The 23,627-nt window shown below is 48.2% G+C and carries 28 protein-coding genes and 7 tRNA genes; 7 read left to right on the top strand and 28 right to left on the bottom strand.

Annotated elements, in window-relative coordinates:
- Positions 1-16 precede the first annotated feature (16 nt).
- The 3 genes from hflC to ASG81_RS26105 all read right to left on the bottom strand — a co-directional run bounded on the left by hflC (position 17) and on the right by ASG81_RS26105 (position 2,407).
- Positions 17-883: a protease modulator HflC gene (hflC, locus tag ASG81_RS26095; RefSeq protein WP_056641488.1), complete on the bottom strand. Its 867-nt coding sequence runs from the start codon at positions 881-883 to the stop codon at positions 17-19.
- Positions 880-1,938 (bottom strand): FtsH protease activity modulator HflK, encoded by a 1,059-nt coding sequence (gene hflK / locus ASG81_RS26100; protein WP_056641494.1) that lies wholly within the window; start codon positions 1,936-1,938, stop codon positions 880-882. Before hflK ends, hflC begins: the two co-directional genes overlap by 4 nt.
- 169 nt (positions 1,939-2,107) lie before the next feature.
- The gene (locus ASG81_RS26105; RefSeq protein ID WP_056641497.1) at positions 2,108-2,407 is read right to left on the bottom strand and encodes a hypothetical protein; all 300 of its coding nucleotides are present in this window, start codon (positions 2,405-2,407) and stop codon (positions 2,108-2,110) included.
- A 105-nt stretch (positions 2,408-2,512) separates the two neighbouring features.
- Here ASG81_RS26105 and uraA point away from each other — a divergent pair, with 105 nt between their 5' ends.
- Together uraA and ASG81_RS26115 are read left to right on the top strand one after the other, a co-directional pair.
- Positions 2,513-3,811 carry a uracil permease gene (gene uraA, locus ASG81_RS26110; RefSeq protein ID WP_056641500.1) on the top strand — a complete coding sequence of 433 codons (1,299 nt, stop codon included), beginning with the start codon at positions 2,513-2,515 and terminating at the stop codon, positions 3,809-3,811.
- Between the two features lie 101 nt (positions 3,812-3,912).
- Positions 3,913-4,251: a L,D-transpeptidase gene (locus ASG81_RS26115; RefSeq protein ID WP_056641503.1), complete on the top strand. Its 339-nt coding sequence runs from the start codon at positions 3,913-3,915 to the stop codon at positions 4,249-4,251.
- A gap of 117 nt (positions 4,252-4,368) precedes the next feature.
- Here ASG81_RS26115 and ASG81_RS26120 read toward each other — a convergent pair.
- The 9 genes from ASG81_RS26120 to ASG81_RS26160 form a co-directional block, all read right to left on the bottom strand.
- Positions 4,369-4,453: transfer RNA gene (locus tag ASG81_RS26120), tRNA-Leu, on the bottom strand.
- A 54-nt stretch (positions 4,454-4,507) separates the two neighbouring features.
- Positions 4,508-4,582 (bottom strand) — tRNA-Glu (locus ASG81_RS26125).
- A 112-nt stretch (positions 4,583-4,694) separates the two neighbouring features.
- Positions 4,695-5,009 carry a hypothetical protein gene (locus tag ASG81_RS26130; protein WP_056641506.1) on the bottom strand — a complete coding sequence of 105 codons (315 nt, stop codon included), beginning with the start codon at positions 5,007-5,009 and terminating at the stop codon, positions 4,695-4,697.
- Between the two features lie 179 nt (positions 5,010-5,188).
- Positions 5,189-5,273 (bottom strand) — tRNA-Leu (locus ASG81_RS26135).
- A 54-nt stretch (positions 5,274-5,327) separates the two neighbouring features.
- Positions 5,328-5,403 (bottom strand) — tRNA-Lys (locus ASG81_RS26140).
- A 51-nt stretch (positions 5,404-5,454) separates the two neighbouring features.
- Positions 5,455-5,529: transfer RNA gene (locus tag ASG81_RS26145), tRNA-Glu, on the bottom strand.
- Positions 5,530-5,635: 106 nt separating this feature from the next.
- Positions 5,636-5,726: transfer RNA gene (locus tag ASG81_RS26150), tRNA-Ser, on the bottom strand.
- A gap of 5 nt (positions 5,727-5,731) precedes the next feature.
- A tRNA-Asn gene (locus ASG81_RS26155) sits at positions 5,732-5,807 on the bottom strand.
- A gap of 27 nt (positions 5,808-5,834) precedes the next feature.
- Complete coding sequence (locus ASG81_RS26160; protein ID WP_056641509.1) at positions 5,835-6,314, bottom strand: SprT family protein; 480 nt, start codon at positions 6,312-6,314, stop codon at positions 5,835-5,837.
- A gap of 129 nt (positions 6,315-6,443) precedes the next feature.
- On the opposite strand from ASG81_RS26160, the gene ASG81_RS26165 reads away from it, so the two are divergent.
- The 3 genes from ASG81_RS26165 to ASG81_RS26170 all read left to right on the top strand — a co-directional run bounded on the left by ASG81_RS26165 (position 6,444) and on the right by ASG81_RS26170 (position 7,886).
- On the top strand, positions 6,444-6,806 hold the full coding sequence (locus tag ASG81_RS26165; RefSeq protein WP_056641512.1) for a hypothetical protein: 363 nt from the start codon (positions 6,444-6,446) through the stop codon (positions 6,804-6,806).
- Between the two features lie 80 nt (positions 6,807-6,886).
- Positions 6,887-7,030: a cortex morphogenetic protein CmpA gene (gene cmpA, locus ASG81_RS31445; protein ID WP_155971954.1), complete on the top strand. Its 144-nt coding sequence runs from the start codon at positions 6,887-6,889 to the stop codon at positions 7,028-7,030.
- A gap of 235 nt (positions 7,031-7,265) precedes the next feature.
- On the top strand, positions 7,266-7,886 hold the full coding sequence (locus ASG81_RS26170) for a TVP38/TMEM64 family protein (protein ID WP_056641515.1): 621 nt from the start codon (positions 7,266-7,268) through the stop codon (positions 7,884-7,886).
- A gap of 94 nt (positions 7,887-7,980) precedes the next feature.
- Here the strand turns inward: ASG81_RS26170 and ASG81_RS26175 are convergent, their stop codons facing one another.
- From ASG81_RS26175 to ASG81_RS26195, 5 genes are all read right to left on the bottom strand, one after another.
- Positions 7,981-8,655 (bottom strand): nitroreductase family protein, encoded by a 675-nt coding sequence (locus ASG81_RS26175; protein ID WP_056641518.1) that lies wholly within the window; start codon positions 8,653-8,655, stop codon positions 7,981-7,983.
- Between the two features lie 277 nt (positions 8,656-8,932).
- Positions 8,933-11,188, bottom strand: coding sequence for a Tex family protein (locus ASG81_RS26180; protein ID WP_056641521.1), 2,256 nt, complete (start codon positions 11,186-11,188; stop codon positions 8,933-8,935).
- A 23-nt stretch (positions 11,189-11,211) separates the two neighbouring features.
- Positions 11,212-11,871 (bottom strand): MBL fold metallo-hydrolase, encoded by a 660-nt coding sequence (locus tag ASG81_RS26185; RefSeq protein ID WP_442952962.1) that lies wholly within the window; start codon positions 11,869-11,871, stop codon positions 11,212-11,214.
- Positions 11,872-11,884: 13 nt separating this feature from the next.
- A complete protein-coding gene (locus ASG81_RS26190) occupies positions 11,885-12,451 on the bottom strand; it encodes a thioredoxin family protein (protein WP_056641528.1) in 567 nt (188 codons plus the stop codon).
- A gap of 62 nt (positions 12,452-12,513) precedes the next feature.
- On the bottom strand, positions 12,514-13,122 hold the full coding sequence (locus ASG81_RS26195) for a DedA family protein (RefSeq protein ID WP_056641531.1): 609 nt from the start codon (positions 13,120-13,122) through the stop codon (positions 12,514-12,516).
- A gap of 167 nt (positions 13,123-13,289) precedes the next feature.
- Between ASG81_RS26195 and ASG81_RS26200 the strand changes: the two genes are divergently transcribed.
- Together ASG81_RS26200 and ASG81_RS26205 are read left to right on the top strand one after the other, a co-directional pair.
- A complete protein-coding gene (locus tag ASG81_RS26200; protein ID WP_056641533.1) occupies positions 13,290-13,736 on the top strand; it encodes a cupredoxin domain-containing protein in 447 nt (148 codons plus the stop codon).
- Between the two features lie 77 nt (positions 13,737-13,813).
- Positions 13,814-14,125 carry a hypothetical protein gene (locus ASG81_RS26205; RefSeq protein ID WP_056641534.1) on the top strand — a complete coding sequence of 104 codons (312 nt, stop codon included), beginning with the start codon at positions 13,814-13,816 and terminating at the stop codon, positions 14,123-14,125.
- Between the two features lie 87 nt (positions 14,126-14,212).
- On the opposite strand, the gene ASG81_RS26210 is transcribed toward ASG81_RS26205, so the two are convergent.
- The 11 genes from ASG81_RS26210 to ASG81_RS26265 form a co-directional block, all read right to left on the bottom strand.
- A complete protein-coding gene (locus tag ASG81_RS26210; RefSeq protein WP_056641536.1) occupies positions 14,213-14,398 on the bottom strand; it encodes an H-type small acid-soluble spore protein in 186 nt (61 codons plus the stop codon).
- 54 nt (positions 14,399-14,452) lie between these two features.
- Positions 14,453-14,635 (bottom strand): hypothetical protein, encoded by a 183-nt coding sequence (locus tag ASG81_RS26215; protein WP_056641718.1) that lies wholly within the window; start codon positions 14,633-14,635, stop codon positions 14,453-14,455.
- A 122-nt stretch (positions 14,636-14,757) separates the two neighbouring features.
- A complete protein-coding gene (gene cls / locus ASG81_RS26220) occupies positions 14,758-16,188 on the bottom strand; it encodes a cardiolipin synthase (RefSeq protein ID WP_056641541.1) in 1,431 nt (476 codons plus the stop codon).
- 108 nt (positions 16,189-16,296) lie between these two features.
- Positions 16,297-17,172 (bottom strand): dTDP-4-dehydrorhamnose reductase, encoded by an 876-nt coding sequence (rfbD, locus tag ASG81_RS26225; RefSeq protein WP_056641543.1) that lies wholly within the window; start codon positions 17,170-17,172, stop codon positions 16,297-16,299.
- Position 17,173: 1 nt separating this feature from the next.
- Complete coding sequence (gene rfbB, locus ASG81_RS26230) at positions 17,174-18,196, bottom strand: dTDP-glucose 4,6-dehydratase (protein WP_056641546.1); 1,023 nt, start codon at positions 18,194-18,196, stop codon at positions 17,174-17,176.
- A gap of 9 nt (positions 18,197-18,205) precedes the next feature.
- A complete protein-coding gene (gene rfbC / locus ASG81_RS26235; protein ID WP_056641549.1) occupies positions 18,206-18,763 on the bottom strand; it encodes a dTDP-4-dehydrorhamnose 3,5-epimerase in 558 nt (185 codons plus the stop codon).
- Positions 18,764-19,074: 311 nt separating this feature from the next.
- Positions 19,075-19,869, bottom strand: coding sequence for an ABC transporter permease (locus tag ASG81_RS26240; protein ID WP_056641551.1), 795 nt, complete (start codon positions 19,867-19,869; stop codon positions 19,075-19,077).
- On the bottom strand, positions 19,862-20,782 hold the full coding sequence (locus tag ASG81_RS26245; protein WP_056641553.1) for an ABC transporter ATP-binding protein: 921 nt from the start codon (positions 20,780-20,782) through the stop codon (positions 19,862-19,864). The genes ASG81_RS26240 and ASG81_RS26245 overlap by 8 nt, the downstream gene beginning before the upstream one ends.
- Positions 20,783-21,234: 452 nt before the next feature.
- Positions 21,235-21,693: a hypothetical protein gene (locus ASG81_RS26255; RefSeq protein ID WP_056641559.1), complete on the bottom strand. Its 459-nt coding sequence runs from the start codon at positions 21,691-21,693 to the stop codon at positions 21,235-21,237.
- An 11-nt stretch (positions 21,694-21,704) separates the two neighbouring features.
- Positions 21,705-23,087: a sugar phosphate nucleotidyltransferase gene (locus ASG81_RS26260; RefSeq protein ID WP_056641563.1), complete on the bottom strand. Its 1,383-nt coding sequence runs from the start codon at positions 23,085-23,087 to the stop codon at positions 21,705-21,707.
- Positions 23,088-23,135: 48 nt separating this feature from the next.
- Entirely contained in the window at positions 23,136-23,576 is a 441-nt protein-coding gene (locus ASG81_RS26265) for a PilZ domain-containing protein (RefSeq protein ID WP_056641566.1), read from the bottom strand.
- Between the last annotated feature and the right edge of the window lie 51 nt (positions 23,577-23,627).

Raw genomic sequence — 23,627 nt, forward strand, 5'->3', positions numbered from 1 at the left:
GCGAAGGGCTTCTCGATTATTGTCCCAGCAAAATTTTGGCATACGGAGAATCAATCGGTATCATAATGACAGGTTCATTTTTCAATGTCACCGCATAGCTCTCCAGCGTCCGGTAGAAATGATAGAATTGTGGATCTTTGCCATACGCTTTGTTATAAATAACCGCCGCCTCACGCTCGCCTTCGGCCACAATTTTTTTCGCGTCGGCCTGAGCCTGCGCGATCAGCTCCGTAGCTGTGCGATCCGCTTTTGAAGTAATTTTGCGGGATTCCTCGTCTCCCTCGGACAAATAGCGGGCCGCGATCGATTGACGATCTGAAATCATCCGGTTGTATACGCTTTGCTTATTTTCTTCCGGCAAATCGGTGCGCTTAATCCTGACATCAATAACTTCGATACCGTAGTTATCTCTTGTTAGCGCCGCTACAACATCCTTCGTAATCTCGTCGTTAATGTTGCCCCGCGCCGTGTTCTCGCTAATGATATTATCGTAATTGACCTCCGACAGCTTGCGTCTGACAGAGTTATAAACCGCCTCGTCGATCCGCTGAATGCCTCCGCTGACCGACTGCACCGTTCTCAAAAATTGCGATGCGTTGGTGATGCGCCACACCGTGTAATTATCTACTACGATCGGCTTCTGGTCCTTCGTCAATATCGAAGTCGGACTGCTCTCATATGTCATTTGGTACTTAGGCAGCATCGATACGTTCTCAATAAACGGGAGCTTAAACTGTAAGCCTGGCTCAGATACGGTCCTCATTGCCTCGCCGAACCGAAGCACGATTTTATATTCGCCTTCCTTCACGATATACATTGAGCCTGAGCCCAAAATAAAAACAACCAGCACGACGATAAGGGTTAGCCATTGGTTTCTCTTCATTGCGCGTCACCTCCTTGCGGAGCTTCCGTGACTGGCGGCGTTGCTGCCGGCGGAGCCGCCGCGCTGCCCGATCCGCGCAGCAGCTCATTGAGCGGCAAATAATTTACCGTATCGCTGTTGGAATTCGTAATAAATATTTTGGCATCCGGCAATATTTTCTCCAGCGTCTCGAGAATCAAACGGCTCTCTGTAACATTCGGGTTATTTTTGTACTCTCCGTATATCGCATTAAATTTGGCAACGTCACCTTCCGCATTCAAGATCCGCGACTTCTTCTGGCCTTCCGCATTCTCAAGAAGAGCCTGCGCCTCACCGCGCGCTTTCGGTATGCGATCATTTTCGTACTTTGCGGCGTTATTGATTTTCGTATTTTTCTCCTCGCGCGCGTTCGTTACCTCGCGGAAGGCTTCCGCTACCTGACCGCTTGGCGGCTCGATATCCTGGAACTTAATATCAATGATCTGGATGCCTGTTTGATATTTGGCCTGCAGCTCGATCAGCTTCTCCCGAACTTTGTCTTGAATGACCGTTTTACCGTCTGTGATGGCATAATCCAGCTTCTCTGAACCGATTACCGCACGGATCGAGGAGCTTGCCGCATTACGCAAAAACTGCTCGGGGTCCGAGATGTTATACAAGTAATCGCGAATGTTGCTTATCTTCCACTGCACAACCGCGTCCGCCGATACTATATTTTCATCGCCCGTAATCATCATCGCTTCCTCTTCGACCGGAACCGCCTCCGAGCCCTCCTGACGGTAGCCGATATGTATCCGCTGCGTCAGCTCGGCCGGAACGGTAATGACCTGCTGAATCGGATAAGGCCATTTGAAATGCAGTCCTGCCGAGGTTTCATTCGAATACTTCCCGAAAGTTAAAATGGCAGCACGTTCTTGCTCTTGTACCGTGTAGAAGGAAGACGTCCCTATAGAAATGATAATAATTGCCGCAACGACACCGATAACGATTTTCTTTACCGTGCCTGGCTTGAATTCCGGCGGCCTGCGGCCGCCCATACCAGGTTTTTCATTCTGGTTAAGATCCGTTAAGCTCACTGACATCTCTCCCCTTTCAAGCATTTGTCATATTTTTCAAAAAATGCGCTATCGGGGATAATACGGGAAGTAAGCCTTTAGGTCACGGATTTTCGCAAATTTCATAATTTTTCCTGATAAACATTCACATATCTTCATTTTTCTGCGTTATAAGCTGTCCTAGCTAAAATTAAGCATGTTTAAATAGCAGCAGTTTAGACTTAGCCGGCGCCAGATCAATCCGATGCTCGTCGTCCGCCGGGTCTATACGCCACTCTTGTCCGCTCCATAAATCCCGAACGACTATCCCCTTAGACGAATCTATGCCCATTCTTGCAAATGATGCATGCTTAACCATTTCCGTTTCCGCATCGAAGTTGAAGGCCGCAACGTAAGTGCCTTCCCGGGCGTTCAGCGAAACAGGTCTTCGCCTTTGCTGCCGCTTCTGCCCTCCATTCTGCCTCCTCCCCTTCATTATTAATGGATTCATTTATGACCATCCTATATAAGAAAACACTTGCCAACCATTGCAGAACTATGTAGAATCGACAAGGGCCAAAACAGACAACTTACATCATAGAAGGAGCTTAATCAAATGAAAAACGCAATTGGGGTCCATGAAAGACCTCCTACCCTGCAAAGCTTACTGCTTAGTCTGCAGCATCTATTTGCTATGTTCGGTTCCACCGTGCTCGTTCCAAATATACTTGGCGTTGATCCGGCTATCTGCTTACTCATGAACGGAATCGGAACGCTGCTTTATCTTTGGGTATGCAGCAACAAAATCCCGGCCTATCTGGGCTCGAGCTTCGCCTTCCTTGCGCCGGCTGGCGCCGTTATCGGCGATCAGGCTGCAGGAGGCGGCAGCTATGCGGCTGCTCTAGGCGGATTTATTATATCGGGCGTAATTTTCACGATCGTCGCGCTTATCATTCAAGCAGCCGGCACCGGCTGGATCAACGTCTTGTTTCCGCCGGCAGCTATGGGCGCTATCGTCGCGATTATTGGTTTAGAGCTTATTCCGGTCGCAGCAAACATGGCCGGCTGGATAAAGCCGCCTGGAGCGGATGCAGCATGGTCGCCAAATCCGAAAATCGTAGCCCTTTCCACCGTTACTCTTGCCGTAACCGTGCTTGGCTCCGTGCTATTCCGCGGATTCATGCGCATCATTCCGATTTTGATCGGTATCGTAACAGGATATGTGCTCGCTTATTTCATGGACTTTACCGATTTCAGCAAGGTTGCCGAGAGCAGCTTCGTACAATTGCCGCATTTCACCTTCCCTGAGTTCCAGTGGACGGCAATCATTGCAATCGCGCCTGCGGCGCTTGTCGTCATTGCCGAGCATATCGGGCATTTGGTCGTAACCGGCAACATCGTGGACAAAGACCTGTCGAAGGACCCCGGCCTTCACCGCTCTATGCTGGGCAACGGCATTTCTACTATCCTATCCGGCTTTGTAGGGTCCACCCCAAACACGACCTATGGGGAAAACATCGGCGTGCTTGCTATCACGAAGGTCTACTCGACCTTTGTTATTGGAGGCGCGGCAGTCATTGCAATTGTGCTTTCGTTCTCCGGAAAATTTTCCGCACTCATTTCCGCTATTCCAGGTCCGGTTATGGGCGGCGTTTCCTTGCTGCTGTTCGGCGTTATCGCCGCTTCCGGCTTTCGGATGCTTGTTGAATCCAAAGTGGATTACAGCAAGCCTACTAACCTATTCCTTACAACGGTTGTTCTCGTAACGGGACTTAGCGGTGTGAAGCTTACGATCTCGGATTTCTCTCTATCGGGAATGGCTCTCGCAACCGTAGTCGCTATCGTGCTCAGCCTGCTGTTTAAAGTGTTTGACGTACTAAAGCTGTCCAACGACCATGAATTTTCGGAGCATTAAATAGGAAAGGGGCGCCTCGCTGCAGGCGCCCCTCGTTCTATATCCGATGAAGCAAATCTCCGCCTCCATACATAACATAAGTGGAAAGGAGTGAAGCTTCTATGCCCGACTACCGCATTATCATCGATCTTTCCGATCGCCAACTGCACTTGCTGGACGGCAACATCGTCACTCGGTCCTTTCCCGTTGGCATCGGCAGAATGGTTACCCAGACGCCTACTGGCGAATTCACGATCGTGAACAAGCAAGCAAATCCAGGCGGTCCTTTCGGTGCATTCTGGATGGGACTCTCCAAGCCCCATTATGGCATCCACGGCACTAACAATCCTTCCTCCATCGGCCATCTGGTTTCACAAGGCTGCATTCGCATGTATAACGCCGACGTTCTAGCCTTGTCAAAGCTCGTCCCCATCCATACGCGTGTAACGATCCGGCCCTAGCCTAGCTTCGTTGTCATGATCATGACCGGCAAAAGTTCACGCAGGCATACCTGTCCGAAAATATGAGCTAAAATCAAAAAAAGCCTTGCTGCGCAAGGCTTTCCATTTAATAAGTTATGGTGCGGTAGACAGGATTTGAACCTGCACGTCCATGGGACACTACCCCCTCAAGATAGCGTGTCTGCCGTTCCACCACTACCGCACATTTGAAGTTAGGACGTTTCTTCACTCGCATCGCTTCGGATTGCAAAGGAATTGGTGACCCGTAGGGGACTCGAACCCCTGTTACCTCCGTGAAAGGGAGGTGTCTTAACCACTTGACCAACGGGCCGTTCAGAACATAAATCCATATAATCTTTTGGCAACAAAAATGATTATATCAGCTTATACGCTGGAGTACAAGTACTTTCCCAAAAAAAATTTCAGCACAATAAGCGCAGCTTTTATTCGATAGTCTCTGCTTTAAATACATTGTCTAATTTGTCTTCCGGCGTTAGTCTCTTCTTCAATGGCACTTTAACATCTCTTCCCAATTCTTTAAAGAAAGTTTCCACGTCGCATTCGATTTTATCTACATAAACCGATAGCTTGCCTTTTTCAATGATCGCTTCATTACCTTCGGCAGGCACAGTAACCTCGATCGAATATTTTTTCATTAAAGTGTTGCTGTAACGCCCAAAAATTTCAAGCAATTCCTCATTATTAAATTTCCCAATCGCTGCTTGACCCTTGTTCGTAAAGTTTAAGTTGATTCTCATGTTTACAGCTCCTCATCTCTAATGATGCATCTGTTTGGACGGCTCGAGTAACTTATAACGAAAAAACCACTCTCTAGTCAGATTTATGATCTGAATATAAAGTGGCATCATCTATCAGAAAAGTGCTTATTACTGACACCTTCTAAGTTCACCTATATACATCGGCAAAGAGTAAGTTATGGTGCGGTAGACAGGATTTGAACCTGCACGTCCATGGGACACTACCCCCTCAAGATAGCGTGTCTGCCGTTCCACCACTACCGCACATTTATAAGCCGAGCAATCTTCATTCACAATTCCTTAGTCCTGCCAAGAAAATGGTGAGCCATGAAGGACTCGAACCTTCGACACCCTGATTAAAAGTCAGGTGCTCTACCAACTGAGCTAATGGCTCTCGCTGTGATTGTAACCAAGCTCCTTAGAACTTGTACACTTTGAGGATAATTGGTGACCCGTAGGGGACTCGAACCCCTGTTACCTCCGTGAAAGGGAGGTGTCTTAACCACTTGACCAACGGGCCGTATCGATCTAATCAATAATGGATTTCCACAATGGCGCAGCCTCGAAAGGCAAATAAAAAAGACCGGTTGAACGGTCTTACCGTTGCAAACACTTGTGAAAAAATGTGGCGGAGAGAGAGGGATTCGAACCCTCGCACCACTTACGCAGTCTAACCCCTTAGCAGAGGGTCCCCTTGAGCCACTTGGGTATCTCTCCAAATTTGGCTCCCCGAACAGGACTCGAACCTGTGACAACTCGATTAACAGTCGAGTGCTCTACCAACTGAGCTATCAGGGAAAAGTAAAAGTGACAAGTAATAATATATCACGTAGCATTTTGATTGTCAATCGATTTTAATAATAATTTTCCGCGGCATTTTCCGCAGGCGTACTTTGCGGGATCAAGCTTCCGCTTCCGTAAGTACTCCATGCCGCATTTGCTGCAAACAAGCTTGTACCGAAACGGCTGCTGCTTGCGCTGCGCGCGTTCGGGAAGTGACTGGCAATAGCGTGAGCCGCCGACATGAGCAAGCAAATTTTTAAAATCGGCATCGCGATGTTGGTATCCCCGCTTCATGATATGCAAATGATAATGACATAGCTCATGCTTAATAATTTTTTCTGTTTCCTCAAGCCCGAAGGCAGAAAGCTGATGAGGACTGATTTCTATGTTATGCGTCCGCGTAAAATAACGTCCTCCCGTTGCTTTCAAACGGCTGTTGAATGTCGCTTGATGCAAGAACGGCCGACCAAAAAAGGCTGTTGAAATATGTTCAACCCATTGCTGCAGTGCTTCATTATTCATCGATTATTCTCCCCCAACTACTTGAATTTTAAAGCCGCGATACGCTACACTGTCAAGTAGGAATTATTAAATACGAAAAAATCCTGCATTCGAAGTATGGTAATAACCGAGGGGAGTCCAATAACTACTATGGCAAATATGCGCTACGTCTTATTGAAACAAAGCGACACCATCTTTTTCGTTGAGATGCCCGATTCGCACGCTTATCAGCTAAGCGCGCTTAACCTGCGGCTGCATAAAGAAATCGATAAATTGACGGCCGAGCACGTTCCAAGCTTGCCTTACGCGGTAGCGGAGTGCAACGATGTCCTGCTGCACGATTCATCGATCTCCATCGTCTCAGGGCTGGATTACATCAACAGCTTAGAGCAGGATTTTGCAAGCGTGCAAGAGAAATCCTATCCGCTTATCTCGCTGCTGACGGAAATACGCGCACTGCAAGCTCAACTTGAGCAGTGGTACGAGGAGTACGAAGAAGAACAGAGCATTTAGCCTTGGACCTGCACGGACACCCGCCCTCCTCCATATTGTAGTATTACAATAAGTTAGGCCCCGGGAGGAGGACGAAATATATGCCACAGTGGCTGTGCAATCAACTGATGCGCGCATTTCAGAAAAAAGACCGCAGGCAAATCAAGCTGCTTAACGACTGCTGGTATTTCTACCGTAACAAACAAAGTCCGAAGGAACAAGGCAGCGTCACCGAGTTTCAATGATTCCAATCGGATCGCATAATCGCAAGCGGATGCAGCCATTTTTCCTGAAAAAAAACCGTTTCACGGTGAAATATAAGCAGAGTACAAAGGCGAAGCTCATAACAATAGTAAAATAAAGCGCGCAGGACCATTTGGTCCTGCGCGTTTCACATATCTGGGAGGCCTGCATTTTCAGCATCTGAATTTCATGTTAGGCTATGGTATGATATAGGCAATTACATGTCGGGAGAAAATAATGTTAAAAAAATTATGCCTTGCAATCATTTATGCAGCTGCTGCATTCATACTTTATACATACGGCGACGCGATATTGGCATGGCTTCAGCAGGCGGACAACGTTCCTCTCGTTATCCTCATGGCTGCTTTGATGGCTCTATTTCCCATTATTCCTTACCCGGTTGTCTCAGGAATAATCGGTGCGGCGCTTGGACCCGCGCTTGGCGGATTCGCTGCGTGGGCTGGTTCGGCGGCCGCTTCTATTGTTATGTTTCTGTTCATTCGATACGGTTACCGGGAATGGGGCGTACACGTATTGCATCGCTATAACCGCATAGGGAGACTGACGGAGCTGTTCGAGCGCAACGCCTTTCTGACCATTCTGTTTGCCAGGCTTATACCGTTTATCCCGTCAATCGCTATCAATATGTATGCAGCTTTAAGCCGTGTTTCCTTTACCACTTACGCAATCGCCTCGTCGCTTGGCAAAATGCCGGCCATGCTGCTCTTCGTGACAGTAGGCGACAACCTCATAAGCAATCCAATAAATATGTTAGCTGTTATTGGGATATATGGTCTATTTCTTGCGCTGTCCTTATTCGTTTACCGGCTCTGGCGGGGCACGCAGCTGGAAAAATGATAACTAATTATAGGCGTATCTCTTCAGCAACGAAAAAACCGGCCTCCGCAAGGAAGGCCGGTCTTTATATTTTCACTTTTTTGTAGACTATCTATTACAGCCCGTTGAAAAAAGTAATATCCCCGACCGGCAAGCGGGTCGTCGGATGGCCTTCGACAGCCGCTTTACCGATTGGAAGCATCAGCGTTGGCAAATAACGGTCCGAAATATTAAACAGCTCTTTCACTTGATCGCGATTGTAGCCACCCATAGGAACGGTATCGTATCCTTTAGCACGTGCAGTCAGCATAATTTGCATTGCTACAAGTCCTGTGTCAAATACGACGATTTCCTTCAAGCGTTCTGCCGGAAGCGAGGGGTACATTTTGGTCGAGTTCGCAATAAAGTTATTCGCGGCTTCCTCTGTCATATAGCCCGCAGCTGCAGCCGCCCCATAGATTTTATCCGATAAAGTGTACATTTCCAAGTCGCCGAGTACAATAACGATTGCCGATGCTTCTAAAACCTGCTGCTGATTAAATGCGATCGGATGAAGCTTCTTCTTCAGCTCCGGATCGGTTATAACGAGAAAACGCCAAGGCTGCATGTTCGAGGAGGATGGAGCTTTCGTAGCGATCTCTAAAATATCACGTATTTCTTCCTCGGTAATAACGACGCTGCTGTCATACTTGCGAATGGAACGGCGATCATTCAGCACTTGGAAAAAAGAAGGCTCCGATTGGCCATTTGTTTGAACCGTTACTTGCGAATCGATTTGAGTTGCGGACATAATAGTTCCCTCCAAAATTTTAATTTTTATCTGTGCAAAATTCAACTCCGTTAATTTCAAATAGAAACCAGAATGGCACAGTTAACCGTCGACAAACTGTATGATTTATATACACAGTATAGTTCGAGTCGTTACGTTTGTCAATCGACTTACTTTAATAAATTAACTTTTAGTTGATGAATGCAATAAGGTTCTTGGTGGTGCCGGATGCCCATGCTCTTTCATAAATGTATAAAGGGCTTGCCCTATGACAGGCAAACCCTTTATCTAGATGCTGTTAATCAGGCTTGCGCATGGTCAAGCTTACGCGGCCTTTCTTCAAATCAACGCTTAGCACCCACACGGTTACTGTATCGCCAACGGATACCACATCCATCGGCCGCTTAACGAATTTATCGCTCAACTGAGAAATATGAACGAGACCGTCATTTTTGATGCCAATGTCGACAAAAGCGCCGAAGTCGATAACATTGCGCACCGTTCCATGAAGCTCCATCCCCGGCGTTAAGTCTTCAATGTTCAGCACATCCGTATGAAAAATCGGCGGAGGCAGCTCCTCGCGCGGATCACGTCCCGGCCTGAGCAGACTGTCCATAATATCGCGCAAGGTCGGAACGCCCACACCAAGCGCAGGGGCAGTTCGTTCAGTATCAAGCTGAGCAAGCTTAGCCTTCAACTCCTCGGAACCCAGCTGCTTAAGCGTAAGGCCCAGCTCGCTGAACAGCTTGTCTACCACGTCATACGACTCAGGATGGATTGGTGTGCTGTCGAGCGGATTAACCGGTTCGGCGATCCGCAGAAACCCGATACACTGCTCGTACGACTTAGCGCCAAGGCGCGGCACCTTCTGCAGCTGCGTACGCTTTACAAAGCGGCCGTTCTCATCGCGGTATTTCACGATGTTCTTCGCGATCGTAGCATTAATGCCCGCAACATAGGATAACAGTGATGCCGATGCGGTGTTCACATCAACTCCGACATGGTTAACAGCCGATTCGACTACTCCGCCAAGCGTTTCATCGAGCCGCTTCTGACTCACGTCATGCTGATATTGGCCGACTCCGATTGCCTTTGGTTCAATTTTGACAAGCTCGGCAAGCGGGTCCTGCAGCCGGCGGGCAATCGATACCGCGCTGCGTTCTGCCACATCAAGCGCCGGGAACTCCTCCTGAGCGAGCTTAGAGGCCGAATAGACGCTCGCGCCCGCTTCATTGACAATAATGTACTTCAGCTCGGGGCCGTCCGCTGACGCCGCTTTACGCTTGCCTATTAAGGCAGCGATAAACTGCTCCGTTTCGCGCGAGGCCGTTCCGTTGCCGATGACGATCAATTCCACTTTATACTTGTCGATCAAGCTGTTGATCAGCTTCTCCGCTTCTGCCACCTTATTGTTAGGAGGCGTCGGATAGGAGACCGCGACCTCAAGCAGCTTTCCAATGTCGTCAATTACCGCCAGCTTACAGCCGGTACGAAACGCCGGATCTACACCGAGCACGATATTACCCCTAACGGGCGGCTGAAGCAGCAGGTTTCGCAAGTTTTCGGAGAAGATCGAGATCGCATGCTCCTCTGCTTTCTCCGTCAATTCGCCGCGCACCTCGCGTTCTATGGAAGGCGAGATTAGACGCTTGTAACAATCTTCAATGACTGCAACAAGCACATCGCGTACAGACTGGATCGTACCGTTTCGCAGCAGCTTCCGCTGAATATGCTCATGGATACGGGCAGTTGGAACGTCGAAAGCGACACGCAGCACCTCCTCGCGCTCGCCCCTGTTAATGGCGAGCACGCGATGGGGCGGCAGCTTGCGAACCGGCTCCTGATAGCTGTAATACATTTCGTAAACCGATTCCTCGGCGGCGTTCTTTGCTTCCGTCTTTAGAAGCGCTTGATCGAACGTAAATTTGCGCACCCACGCGCGAATCGAAGCGTCATCTGCAATATTTTCGGCGATGATGTCCATAGCGCCGCTCAAGGCATCCTGCGCAGTCGGCACCCCTTTTTCCGTATTCACATAGCGGGCTGCTTCGGCAAGCGGATCACCGCTGCGGGGCTGCGACCACAGCCATTCAGACAGAGGCTCAAGCCCCCTTTCCTTCGCTACACTGGCACGCGTTTTGCGCTTTTGCCGGTAAGGACGGTAAAGATCCTCGATTTCCTGCAGCTTAACCGACTTATTGATATCCGTACGCAGCTCTTCCGTCAGCTTACCTTGCTCATCTATAAGACGAATAACCTCGCGCTTCCGCTCTTCCAGATTACGCATGTATTGCAGCTTCTCTTCAATCGATCTTAAGGCATTCTCATCGAGCTCGCCGGTCATTTCCTTACGGTAACGGGCGATAAACGGAATCGTGTTGCCTTCATCGAGCAAGCTTACTGCCGATTTCACCTTTGTTACCGGGAGGGATAACTCTGCGGCGATGCCGTTAATGATCCGTACGCTCTCAGCCGCTTTCTGCTCTGCTGTCAGCTTCTTCCCCTGCGCCTCTTCTGATTCCTCTGTAAAATGCTGTACCTTCGTATCCGCCAAACGTCATGCCCCTTCCTAATGCATTATGCTCCCGTATACGGGTTGTTCGCCATTTCAAACCCTATCGTCGTACGTCCGCCATGTCCTGGATATACAATAACATCCGGACTTAGCTTGTACAGCTTCAAGCGAATGGAATCATACAAATCCCGCTCACGTCCGCCAGGCAGATCCGTGCGGCCAACCGACAATTTAAACAGCACATCGCCTGAGAATAGATGGCTGCCGCATAAGAAGCTGACGCTGCCGGGAGAATGCCCTGGTGTATGCATGACCCGGAAGGATAAGCCGAGCAGATTTAAGTTTTGGCCTTCCGCAAGCGCGTATTCGGCCGCATCCGTCGAGAGAGGCGGCGTTACGTCCTGCCATCTCATCGAACCGTTCTTGCGCGGATCTGTCAGCCAATCCGCCTCCAGATCATGTATGTAGACAGGGCAATCAGCCGCCTTGCGCACCTCATCCACTCCGCCCATATGATCGAAATGGGCATGGGTCAGCAGGATAGCCTCCACCTTTACGCCTTCAAGACGCTCGAGCAGCTTTTTTGGATTCATGCCCGGATCAATGACGATTGCCCGCTCCCTGGGCTGTTCGCTTTCGCTGGACGCAGGCTCCGTCACCGTAATCAAATACGCATTCGTTTGCAAAGGCCCTAATGTAAATGTTTCAATTCGCATATTCATACTCCTGTCCCTTTTAAAACGACTCCAGCAAAGTGCGAAGCTCTTTCACAATAATGGACTGATAAGCTGTGCTTTCACCGTAACGGCGGCCCATCTCTTGCCGGGTAACCGTAAGCTTCTCTTGATAATCAGCTGCTTCGCGGTCCGGATTTTCTTTCTTGAACGCAATCATCGCTTCCTGTACATGGCTCGGACGCGGTCCCCATTGTCCAAGCACAGCTCCGCCTGTGTCCGCAAAAATAACAACCGGTACGGAACGGCCGCCCATCGTCAGAAATTGATCCATCGTATCGAGATGCTCTTCCATAATAAGCACCTCAGTAGGGATTCCGCTGTTCTCGAGCGCTTTGAACACGACAGGGATATTGCGCACGACATCACCGCACCAATCCGCCATCAAAATCAAAACGCGAAGATCGTCACGATTGTTTAGCGACTCAAAATACTCTTTATCACTCTCATCCGTCCAGATGAACTTTTCAGACCAATCGGTAAACTGCTCTTTATTTTTTGTCATGCCGTCAATAAATTGCTGCGGACTAATTCCTTTGCCGAGCTTATCTGCTACGCTTTTGCTCACAATAATCCTTCTTTCGTCTATTTAATGGTTAATCCATTCATGACGCATTCAACATTTTTCCATTATACCGATTTGCCGCGCGAACGTACAAATTTGAACAGCACATATACGATAAGCAGCGCTATTGCGATTAAAATGGCAGGCTGTACATATGGCGCGGCTTTTTCGTCGATTTTATCCCAATTCTCACCAAGCGTGCTTCCTAAATAAATAAATAAAATAGACCAGGGCAGCGAAGCCAGTGCTGTAAGAAGCGTAAATAATCCAAAATTCATGCGTGCCATACCAGCAGGAACGGAAATCACCTGTCTCATCACCGGAACGAAGCGTGCCGTGAACACGATTCCAGCGCCGTACTTGTTGAACCATTTTTCAGCGGTGTCGACATGCTTCTGTTTGAGTTTAATATATTTCCCGTACTTCTCTACGATCGGACGTCCGCCGTATCTGCCAATCCAATAAAGGATCCAGTTTTGGCCAATCGCGCCGAGCGTGCCGAATAGAACAGCTCCCCAGAAGTTAATCTCCCCTTGCGATACAAGGTACCCCCCATAGCCCAATACGACTTCACTCGGAATCACTTCAATTAAAAGTCCAATTAAAATGCCAAAATACCCTAAGCTTTCAACCCACTGCAGCGCACCATCCAAAATCCCATGAATCCATTCCATCTCTTCTCTCAATCCGCCTTCCTTTAATAAAATATAGCTTTCTCTTTCTACTCAGCGCTGAAGCTATTCTATCATACGATACGGACAGCCTTCCACTTTTGTCATGTGCTGTCAAGCTTACGCATAGACTAGCCTTAAATGATACGAATAGATGAGGTGATTGTTTCATGTCCAAGATTTTTATTATAAGCAAACGGCAAATTCAATTGTTTATCGTCGTAGCAGCGTTAATCATTTTGACCGGCGTTTACTTAAGCTGGGACCGGTCGCGAGAGGTTAGCGGACAGGCCTCGGAAGCTCGTGTCATCCAGCTGGTGACGGGCGAATACAAAACGGAAACCGCCGACGGCAAGGAGCTGGAAGTGTACCGCTGGGACCCAGGCACTATTATCGTGAACAAAGGAGAGGCAATCGAGCTGCAAATTAACGGCGTGAACGGAAACAGTCATCCTTTTGTCGTGGAGGGCCTAGGGCTTCGTGGCGAAGTAACGAAGGGGAAGACCACGATTGTACGTTTTACGGCAGAGAAGGCGGGCACTTACCCCATTCTGTGCTTAACCCATACCGATATGCGTAACAGCGGACCGATGGTCGGCTATATCGTCGTGCAGTGACCGCATTATCCAGCTAATCGAAGTGACCTGCTCCTCGCCATGCGCATACATATGGGATAGAGAGGAGTCGGTTTGCAATGAAAGCTGATGCGCAAAAGCATTCCGCCGGCTATCCAACCGCGCGAAAAATTCGCCGAGCCTGCAGCAACGAGCTGTACCGCACCGTCAAGCGGATGAAGCTGTGGATATCGAAGGAAAAGATGGAGAAGGCCGAAGACATTTATTTTAAAAAGGTTATTCTAAACCTGACCTGGATCTACGAAAATAAAAGCAACCGCAAGGTTCAATGCGATTGGTGGGAAGAGAATGTCAGCGCTGAAATTGCGGAGCTGTGGGAAGTTGATCGCTCTCAGCTATGCACTGCGTTTAGAGATGCGTACGGCGGGTAAACGCCGATTACACGCAATGAGGCTACCCCGCCATTTTGCGGGATAGCCTCTTGTCATTTTATACAAGCTTTAGAATTAACTAATTATTTATTTACTGACTTCCTTCAACCTGTCAACAGATACCGTTTTCGTATTCACAGGGTTGTTATTGACCATAACGGTGGCCATGCCGTTCGCTTGGTCTATATCCTCAATCCAAACCGAATCCTCGTCCAGTTTAACCAAAAAAGTCTGCTCCGACTCGTAAATCTGCATCGCACGCGCTGTATCCATTCCGTCTATACCTCCTACCCTTTTCTAAGGAACATTTCCTAACGCGGTAAGCCTTTACCTCGTTTCCTGATCCATCGTATCCGTCGTTGATTCGTCAATCAGGCCGTTCTGCAGCGTCACATTGCCGCCGCCTAATCCTTCATTTACCATCCTGTCGATATCCATAAAATAATCGTCCCGACCCTCATGCTTCGGATCTGCTGCTGCTTGCTTTTGATCATTATTTGTATCGGTCACAATGATACCCTCCCAAAAGTTTTGCGAACGCTGAGGCAGCTGCCTCTGCATTCGCTGTGACGGCTCGTTATGATAAGCCATTACGAAAAATATGCCCGAAATTGCAGTCAACCATGCATCGGTCAAAGCAGCGGCGAGAGCATACGAAGGAGAGCCTCAGCCGCCTTTTGCCGCTTCGGACGGTTCATGAAGGCTTTGTGCTCCAGCTCCCGGCTTTGCCGCAAATCCTCTATAAAATCAGCTTCCAGACGGTTAATCGTTCCTTCATCAAAAAGCACCGCATTCAGCTCAAAATTGCTGTACAAGCTGCGCATGTCGACATTCGCCGTCCCAACCATTCCCAGCATTTGATCTACGATCATCACCTTCGCATGAACGAAGCCTTTCTCGTAACGGTACACCCTCACTCCTGCTTCCAGCATGTCCTGTATATACGATAAAGTCGCCAGCAGCACGAGCCTGGAATCGGCTTTGCCCGGTATGATAAGCCTCACGTCCACACCGCTGAGCGCAGCTGTCCTGAGACCCATGATCAGACTGGGATCGGGAATAAAATACGGAGTGGTTATATAAATCCGTGTGTTCGCTGCCGTGATGGCCGCAAACATCACCTCGATGATTTTGTGATCATGCTGTCCGGGCTTACTGGAGACGATCAATACACGTTCTTTCCCCTCGCAAAGATGCCGCGGCATATAAACGCTGCCATCCAGCTCTTCTTTCGCCGCAAAAGCCCAATCGTTCATGAACAGCTCCTGCAAATAATAGACGGAGTCGCCTTTTAAGCGCAAATGAGTATCGCGCCAGAAGCCCAACTTCGGATCTTTCCCTATATATTCATCGCCAATATTAATACCGCCGACAAAGCCTACCTTGCCGTCTACAACGACGATTTTCCGATGATTGCGATAATTTAATTTTCTGTCGAGCAAGGCGACCCGCGGCGGCAGAAAACAGCTCGTCCGAACGCCTGCTTGGCGCAGCTCGTCAATATAGGATTCACTCAAACGCAAGCTGCCGATTCCATCATATACCAACCGGACCTCTACACCCTCCCGGGCTTTTCGCGTCAGCACCTGCAAAAAACGTTTGCCTATATCATCATCACGAATCGTATAGTAGTCCATATGTATATGATGGCTTGCCTGCTCAAGCTGCTCTAATATCGCTTCAAACGTATCATGACCGTTCGTGAGCACTAGCGCTTCGTTGTTGCGGGTAACCGGAAACGGGACAAGCCCCGTAAGCATGGCATACAGCTTCTCTTGTCCCTTTAGCTGCTCGTTTCCCATATCAGCCGGCCCGCTGACCTTTTCTGATATTTGGCTTGCGTAACGTACAGCCTCCTGCTTAAAGCGTTCTATACGCCTGCGCTTCGTAAAATCTTTCCCAAGCAAAATATATGCGATAAAACCGAGGACCGGGAATACAAAAGCAAGCAGCAGCCACGCTGTCAGCTGTGCCGGACGTCGATGCTCCATTAAGAACACAGCCGCTATTTGAACAATATAAATGACTAGCGCCGCAATCAGCCAAATGCACCACAAAGCCATAAATACACCTCTTTTTCTCCTTGCCGAGGGGCCGCTGACAAGTGTCTCTAGTTTGAGCGCATGCTTCGATACGTATACTTATTTTCAAAAAAAGCCCACCGATTATTTCTATTCTGGCAGGCTTGGCTTTATAATATGATCGTTTTGTTTGAGAAAGTGGTTTAACGCTTCACGCCATGGCCGCAGCAATTTTAGCCCGTTACTGCGAATGGCGGAATGATCCATAGCCGAATAGGCTGGTCTAGGCGCCGGTCTTGGGAAATCAGCCGTTGTACAGGGCTCCGCTGTAATGTCAGCGCCGCTTTTTTCAAAAATCACTTTGGCAAAATCAAACCATGAGCAAATTCCGCTATTGGAGGCATGGTAGATGCCGTAGAAATCGGTATGCACGAGCTCTAATAAGAAAGCAGCAAGATCATACGTATAGGTTGGCGATCCGATTTGATCTGCCACCACCTTGAGTTGTTCGCGTTCACCGGCTATTTTCAGCATCGTCTTCACAAAATTATTGCCGTATTTTCCAAATACCCATGAAGTGCGTACAATATAGAAACGATCGTGCAGCGTCTGTACGGCTTGCTCGCCGGCAAGCTTCGACATACCGTATACGGTTTGAGGATTGGTCTGGTCAAATTCATTGTACGGCGCTGTGCCTGTTCCATCAAATACATAATCCGTGCTTATATAACAAAGCTTAGCGCCTGCCTCCCGGGCAGCAACCGCCACGTTGCGCGTTCCCGCTGCATTCACTCGAAAAGCCTCATCCCTTTCGGTCTCGGCTTTATCTACGGCAGTATAGGCTGCGCAGTGAATGACAACATCCGGACGGTGAAGCGTGAATAGATTGCGGCATGCTGGAAGGCTGGTAATGTCCAGCTCATGACGGCCGAAGCCAATGATGTCGGCAGTAGTTGACTGCCACTCCGTCAATTCACGTCCAAGCTGTCCATTCCCACCCGTAATGACGATTTTTAATTTAGACATGTTATCCGTTCGCCTCCGGGCGATATTTATACTTCGTATCATAGTATTGCCGATAAGTGCCGGACGCGACCTGCTCCATCCATTCCGCATTGTTCACATACCAGCGAATCGTTTCCTTAATCCCGTCCTCGTAGTTGAATTTCGGCTGCCAGCCAAGCTCATTGCGGATCTTATCCGCATCGATCGCATAGCGGCGGTCATGACCCAGACGGTCCTTCACAAACGAGATAAGCGTCTCCGGCTTCCCAAGCTCTTCAAGGATAGTGCCTATAACCTGCAGATTGTTGCGCTCATTCCGGCCGCCTACGTTATACAGCTCACCGTCGCGCCCTTTGTGCAGTACCAGATCAATAGCGCTGCAGTGATCCTCTACATACAGCCAGTCACGAACATTGAGGCCATCCCCGTAAACCGGAAGCGATTTATCTTGCAGCGCATTTTGGATCATCAACGGAATCAGTTTTTCCGGGAACTGAAATGGACCATAGTTGTTGGAGCAGCGTGTAATGTTGACATTCAGGCCGAATGTTTCGTGATAAGCTCTAACGAGCAAATCCGCACCCGCTTTGCTTGCCGAATACGGACTGTTTGGCGCAATAGGCGTTTCTTCAGTAAATAGCCCCGCAGCGCCAAGCGTACCGTAAACCTCATCTGTAGACACCTGAACGAACTTAGTGATGTTATATTGCTTTGCCAAATCGAGCAGCGTTTGCGTACCGAGGATATTCGTCTGCACGAATATTTCCGGATGCAATATGCTTCGATCCACATGCGATTCAGCTGCAAAGTTGATGACTGCATCGACGCCTGCTGTGAATAACGGCTCCAGCTGCGTACGGTTTGCGATATCCGCTTTCACGAACGAATAGTTCGGGTACTGCTCGATCGAGCGCAGATTTTCCAGATTACCCGCATAAGTAAGCGCATCGACGTTGACAATCTCATAGCTGGGATAGCGTTTAATCATGTATAGAACAAAGTTGCTCCCTATAAAGCCGGCACCGCCGGTTACGAGTAATTTCACGTGTCTGGCTCACCCTTCATATACAAAGTTAATTTCCGCATCGGCCAGCAGCGGATGCCTGCTGTCCTTATCCGATAATATCGGATTCGATGTCGGCCAGTCGATTGCCAGTAGGGGATCGTTCCATGCTATGCCCCGGTCGTGTTCGGCGCTATATCCTTCATCCACTTTATATTGAACTTCGCTATAGGAAGATAGCGTGCAGAAGCCGTGAGCAAACCCTCGCGGAACTAGCAGCTGCATCTTATTCGAAGCCGATAGAACAAAGCCTTGCCATTGTCCATAGGTCGGAGAACCCTTCCTAATATCCAATACAACGTCATAAATTTCTCCAGCGGTAGCTCTTACAAGCTTCGACTGCGCCTTAGGGGCTAATTGGTAATGCAGCCCGCGAAGGGTACCCTTTTCACTGGAGAGGGAATGGTTATCTTGAATAAATTGATTTGTGATACCCTGTTTATTAAATGTGCTTTGATTATAGCTCTCCATAAAAAAGCCGCGCTGATCGCCAAAAACTGTAGGCTCAATTAATATAACGCCCGAAAATTTCGTAGCATTCACTTTCAACGCCAATCACCACCCATTATATCTGTCCGCCACCTCAGCGATACCTACATCATATGACAATAATTTGTCCGAGATGCAGGCAGCGGAGCGACCTGCAGACACGTTGACCGGACAGGGTGCAGGATAAGCGTAAACGGCTGTCGCCGTCCTTTGGCGGCAACAGCTCGTTTCGCGGTGAAATATAAGCAGAAATAAGGGTGAAACTTATACACTCTTATATTTTAACAAAAATAAAGCCGTTCCTGCTGCTGCCTTGCTTCCGGAGAAGCCTCAGCAGCAGCAGGAACGGCTTTTTGCTAAAACTAAGCTGCCTATGAGGCAACGTCACGCTTATTGAAGATATACCAGGTTAACGCGATAAAGATGACGTAATAAACGCCAAGCACGCTAAGCGAGTAGCCTAAGGTCATGCCCTGCCGCATCGGGTTGCCGTCTAGATATTGCGTCAGGTTCAAATGGATAAACAGCAGATAATCGATCCATTTATAGTCCAGCATCGCAATGAGGCCGATAAAGCTGTTGATGCCGAGCAGAAGGAACAACGCCATCCCAATTGCAAGACCGCTGCTGCGGAACACTGTCGAGAGCATGAAAGCAAGCGTTACCGTCACGACAAGTGAAATTAAAGTTAAGCCATAATATTTCAGCATGTAGGTAAGGGGATTATCCCCTTCCGCTCCAGCAAAGGTTGGCTTTACATCCGGCGAAGCATGGATACCAAAGCAAATCCAATTCACAAATAGGGTACTTGCAAACAATAGAATGGCGAGCATGATAGCAAATATCATAATCGAAATATATTTGGACAACAATATTTTCGACCGCGACCATGGACGAATCAGCAGCAGCTTAATGGTACCGCTCGTAAACTCCTCCGCTACTCCGCCCGCAGCGATAACGACTGTAAAGATCGTTACAAGCAGAAACAAAATCGATGACTCCATAAAAGCGACATCCCACATCGACGTATCCCGTCCGCCGAAAATGAGCCATAATATCGATATGGTTAACACTATCACAACCATAATAGCTGACATCACCCACGTGCGGGGACGGCGGTAAATTTTCATATTCTCATTTTGAATAAGCGGCAAAAAATTAACCAATGCGTTCCCCTCCCGTTACTTCCAAAAATTGATCTTCAAGCGTTTTGACTTGTGCCCGAATGCCGTATACTTTAATTCCGGCTGACACAAGCGAAGCATTAATAGCAGCGGTACCTTCCTTGTCAGCCTCAACCGTGAGCGCGTTCTCACCATCAAACTCCCCTGATCGTCCAGCAGCCTGAAGTACCTTCAAAGCGCCCTGCGGGCGGTCGACTTCGATGACGACGCGGTTATTTACTTTAGCAGCATGCTCGCCGCGAATCGTCCTGATGTCAATCAGTTTACCATTCTGGATAATGGCAACGCGGTCGCACATAAGCTCCATCTCGGATAACAAGTGACTCGACACGAATACGGCAATACCCTCCTCCTTGGAAAGCAAGCGCAAGTAATCACGCAGCTCGCGTATGCCCGCAGGATCCAAGCCGTTTGTAGGTTCATCCAAAATAAGCAGCTGCGGTTTATGCAATATTGCCTGCGCTACGCCCAGCCGCTGCCGCATGCCAAGCGAGTAGGTTTTCACCTTATCGCGAATTCGCCCTTCAAGGCCTACAAGCTTAACGACCTCATGAACGCGATGCTCTGTAATCCCTGGAATCATACGCGCATAATGAATTAAATTATCATACCCGCTCAAATATTTATACATTTCCGGATTTTCTACAATTGCGCCAACATGGCGAATCGCTTTTTCATAATGCTTCGTAATGCTATGTCCGCCAATTGTTATTTCACCGTCTGTAAGAGACATTAAGCCAACCATCATCCGAATCGTAGTCGTCTTGCCCGAGCCGTTGGGACCGAGGAAACCGAATACTTCTCCGAGCGGTAAATCAAGTGTCAACCGGTCAATAATCGTTCTGTTACCGATTTTTTTAGTCACATTTTGCAATTTAACGATGGGCTGCTCCATATTCAGTGCTCCTCCTCCAAAAATCCAAATCCTATTTATTATAAACGATTCAGGAAACAATTGGAAGTTTACAAAAAATAACCTCTGCTCTACAGCTATACTGTAGAGCAGAGGTTCTCATTATCATTCGTCCGGTAGGGTTGTATAACATGTTCGGCAGCTTTCGCGTCTGCACGAAGGAACATTTTATAATCGTAGTTACTGGTCTTACCCGGCGATCCGGCTTTAGCATCCAGCTTATCCTGCTCTATGCTGCATGATAAGCAATAACCCATTGGATGCACCACTCGAAAAAATCCTGTTCGAAACAAAATATCCGCCTCAGGGCTTAAAACCATCTGTCCGCAACTAACACAATAAAAACGGTCCTCTGAACATTTCATCCGATAGATCGCTTCCTCTCTCTTCGTAATGAATGTCTCAACCTCTAGGGTAATTTGCGGGATGCTGCGTTAAATGGCAGATGCCCGATCATAACGCCGATTAGCCATCCACCTGGAAAATTTCGACCAGAACGGAATTTGAAGCACCGCTGCCTCCAATAGACGCGACCGCCAATGATTCACATACAATACCTTTCCATCACGGTGGACAGCTTTCAATTTACCTATAATATGGGAAAAGGTAACGGGTTGTTGTGGTATATCGCATGTATCGCCCCGGAATGTATACATCGCTGGCTGCTGTTCATCGTCAATATCAATCATGCGATAAAGCAAAAGGTGACCCTCATTCGTTTCAAACAAGCACACATCTCCGATCTGCAGCTCCTCTTCACGCACGCGAACGAAAGTCGTCACATTTCCATCACGCAATAATGGAAACATCGCATCACCGTAGCATGTAACATCGATTGAGCCCCGATTTTCAATGACCTTCGCAATAATGACAGCCAGCTCATTCCGAACCATAATCTTGTCTCCTACGCCATATTTAGTTGACTCGTAATCTCGTCCCACGTCACACCAAGCGTGATAACATCTTCCTCATTGATTTGTTTACCGGTTTGCACCTCGATTAGCTCAAGATCCGTAACAGCACGTATACTGTGTCTGGAGCGTTCTGGAATGGTTATGGCGTCACCCTGTTCAACAACGCGATACGCCTCGTCCAAGATCAGCAGCCCTTTTCCAGATAATATAGTCCACACCTCTCTTCGTTTAAAATGCATTTGATAGCTGATGTTCTGTCCTGCAGCTATAAACACTCGCTTTGTGACGGTATGTAGTCCTGATGGCAGTACGGCTGAATCAATTACTTTCGAATGTCCCCAGCGTCGTTCCTCAAACTTGGGTCGCTCATTCATAGACAGAAGCTTCGCGTTTAACACGGAACCGGCATCCTTGCTTGTTACAAGAATTCCATCCTGGCTTGCGGCTACAATCACATTATTTAAACCGATAATCGAGATAGGAATGTCGAGCTCATTAATAAGCTGAGACTGATCGCTATCATCCGATACTTCGCCAATTCCTAGCCGATCAAAGGATATTTTCTCAGACAACGTTTTCCAGCTCCCTAGATCCTTCCATTCCCCATCGAAGCAAATGACTGATCGAGAAGACGTTTTTTGTGTGACTTCGGCTTCAAAGCTTGAATTCGGCATTCTGCCGTACTGTTTATATAATTCATCATAATGAATAGGCAGGCCGCGTTCCATAAGCGTCGAGATCATATAATCAAGCTGAAACGCATAGATGCCGCTGTTCCATAATGCACCATTCTTGATTAACGATTCCGCTTCCGCCTCATGAGGCTTTTCCTTGAATGTACGCACCTTGCGTTCATACATCTCCTCATCGTCGGTATAAGGGCTTGCCATAGGAACGATATAGCCGTATTGCTCTGATGGAAAGCTAGGCCTTGTCCCAATCATCAGCATCTCCGACCGGCTTTCCCTGAACAGCTTAGGAAGCCCTCTTATGCATGTAAAGAAATCACTACCAACATATGCGTCCACCGGCATAATAATGACCGTTTCACTTAAAGATACACCAGCGATTGAATATAAATAAGCAGCAGCGAGCGCCACTGCCGGGAAGGTATCACGTTGTTCAGGTTCAATAATGAGCGGTGCTTTTTCGCCTACTTGCCCCTGTATGAGCTCTACCTGCTGACGACAGGTCGCAATGCGGGTATGCTCCTGTAGATCGGCTTCGTCAAGCTGACGCCAAAGCCGCTGCAGCATCGATTCCATGCCGCCCGTCGGGGTTCCCAGCACCGATAAGTATTGCTTTGCACGATTGCTATTCGATAAGGGCCATAGTCTCTTCCCTGATCCGCCTGATAATAATATGATTTTCAAAGCTTGTCCCCCTTCATTCATGCGATTGCCAAGCTGCTAATGATTGAGCTAGCCGCTGTAATGCATCCGCTTTTTATTCAATAATCTGCTGTATAAATAATGAATTTTTCGCTGCTGCGGCTGTCTCTCCAATATTTCTTGATTCATCACGCCTATAATTAAAGAACGAAGCGTATTTGAACATTCAAACAGCACGCCGTGAGCATATTGATTATCTTTCTTTGCATTCCAAACGATTCGGCCGCGAACAATAATTTGTACGTTCGAAATCGTCATTCTGAATTCAACGGAATAGTTTTGCTGTATCGGCAGCTTTAGCCCTGATAAAAAACATAAGCCGTTTTGGCTTAAATTAAGCAGGAGCACTGTAGTCGTCGAGGGTGTAAGCAGCTGTCCATCATTACTAATTAGCCTAAGCTCTGCCTTCACGCCTTCTGTGAAGCGAAGCCTGAAGTGAGCGCGCGAGGCATCATTTGATTTCGTAGCCATGCTCAATTCCTCCATCTTACCTATTAGCAAAAATGATCGCATATTCTCATG

Source organism: Paenibacillus sp. Soil522 (genome assembly GCF_001428245.1).
Lineage (GTDB): Bacteria > Bacillota > Bacilli > Paenibacillales > Paenibacillaceae > Pristimantibacillus.

What these genes read in the sequence shown, in the direction of transcription:
- hflC (WP_056641488.1), bottom strand. Translation starts at nt 883, where the DNA reads ATGAAGAGAAACCAATGGCTAACCCTTATCGTCGTGCTGGTTGTTTTT.
- ASG81_RS26105 (WP_056641497.1), bottom strand. Translation starts at nt 2,407, where the DNA reads ATGAATCCATTAATAATGAAGGGGAGGAGGCAGAATGGAGGGCAGAAG.
- uraA (WP_056641500.1), top strand. Translation starts at nt 2,513, where the DNA reads ATGAAAAACGCAATTGGGGTCCATGAAAGACCTCCTACCCTGCAAAGC.
- ASG81_RS26115 (WP_056641503.1), top strand. Translation starts at nt 3,913, where the DNA reads ATGCCCGACTACCGCATTATCATCGATCTTTCCGATCGCCAACTGCAC.
- ASG81_RS26130 (WP_056641506.1), bottom strand. Translation starts at nt 5,009, where the DNA reads ATGAGAATCAACTTAAACTTTACGAACAAGGGTCAAGCAGCGATTGGG.
- ASG81_RS26160 (WP_056641509.1), bottom strand. Translation starts at nt 6,314, where the DNA reads ATGAATAATGAAGCACTGCAGCAATGGGTTGAACATATTTCAACAGCC.
- ASG81_RS26165 (WP_056641512.1), top strand. Translation starts at nt 6,444, where the DNA reads ATGGCAAATATGCGCTACGTCTTATTGAAACAAAGCGACACCATCTTT.
- cmpA (WP_155971954.1), top strand. Translation starts at nt 6,887, where the DNA reads ATGCCACAGTGGCTGTGCAATCAACTGATGCGCGCATTTCAGAAAAAA.
- ASG81_RS26170 (WP_056641515.1), top strand. Translation starts at nt 7,266, where the DNA reads ATGTTAAAAAAATTATGCCTTGCAATCATTTATGCAGCTGCTGCATTC.
- ASG81_RS26175 (WP_056641518.1), bottom strand. Translation starts at nt 8,655, where the DNA reads ATGTCCGCAACTCAAATCGATTCGCAAGTAACGGTTCAAACAAATGGC.
- ASG81_RS26185 (WP_442952962.1), bottom strand. Translation starts at nt 11,871, where the DNA reads ATGAATATGCGAATTGAAACATTTACATTAGGGCCTTTGCAAACGAAT.
- ASG81_RS26195 (WP_056641531.1), bottom strand. Translation starts at nt 13,122, where the DNA reads ATGGAATGGATTCATGGGATTTTGGATGGTGCGCTGCAGTGGGTTGAA.
- ASG81_RS26200 (WP_056641533.1), top strand. Translation starts at nt 13,290, where the DNA reads ATGTCCAAGATTTTTATTATAAGCAAACGGCAAATTCAATTGTTTATC.
- ASG81_RS26205 (WP_056641534.1), top strand. Translation starts at nt 13,814, where the DNA reads ATGAAAGCTGATGCGCAAAAGCATTCCGCCGGCTATCCAACCGCGCGA.
- ASG81_RS26210 (WP_056641536.1), bottom strand. Translation starts at nt 14,398, where the DNA reads ATGGATACAGCGCGTGCGATGCAGATTTACGAGTCGGAGCAGACTTTT.
- cls (WP_056641541.1), bottom strand. Translation starts at nt 16,188, where the DNA reads ATGGCTTTGTGGTGCATTTGGCTGATTGCGGCGCTAGTCATTTATATT.
- rfbD (WP_056641543.1), bottom strand. Translation starts at nt 17,172, where the DNA reads ATGTCTAAATTAAAAATCGTCATTACGGGTGGGAATGGACAGCTTGGA.
- ASG81_RS26245 (WP_056641553.1), bottom strand. Translation starts at nt 20,782, where the DNA reads ATGGAGCAGCCCATCGTTAAATTGCAAAATGTGACTAAAAAAATCGGT.
- ASG81_RS26255 (WP_056641559.1), bottom strand. Translation starts at nt 21,693, where the DNA reads ATGGTTCGGAATGAGCTGGCTGTCATTATTGCGAAGGTCATTGAAAAT.
- ASG81_RS26265 (WP_056641566.1), bottom strand. Translation starts at nt 23,576, where the DNA reads ATGGCTACGAAATCAAATGATGCCTCGCGCGCTCACTTCAGGCTTCGC.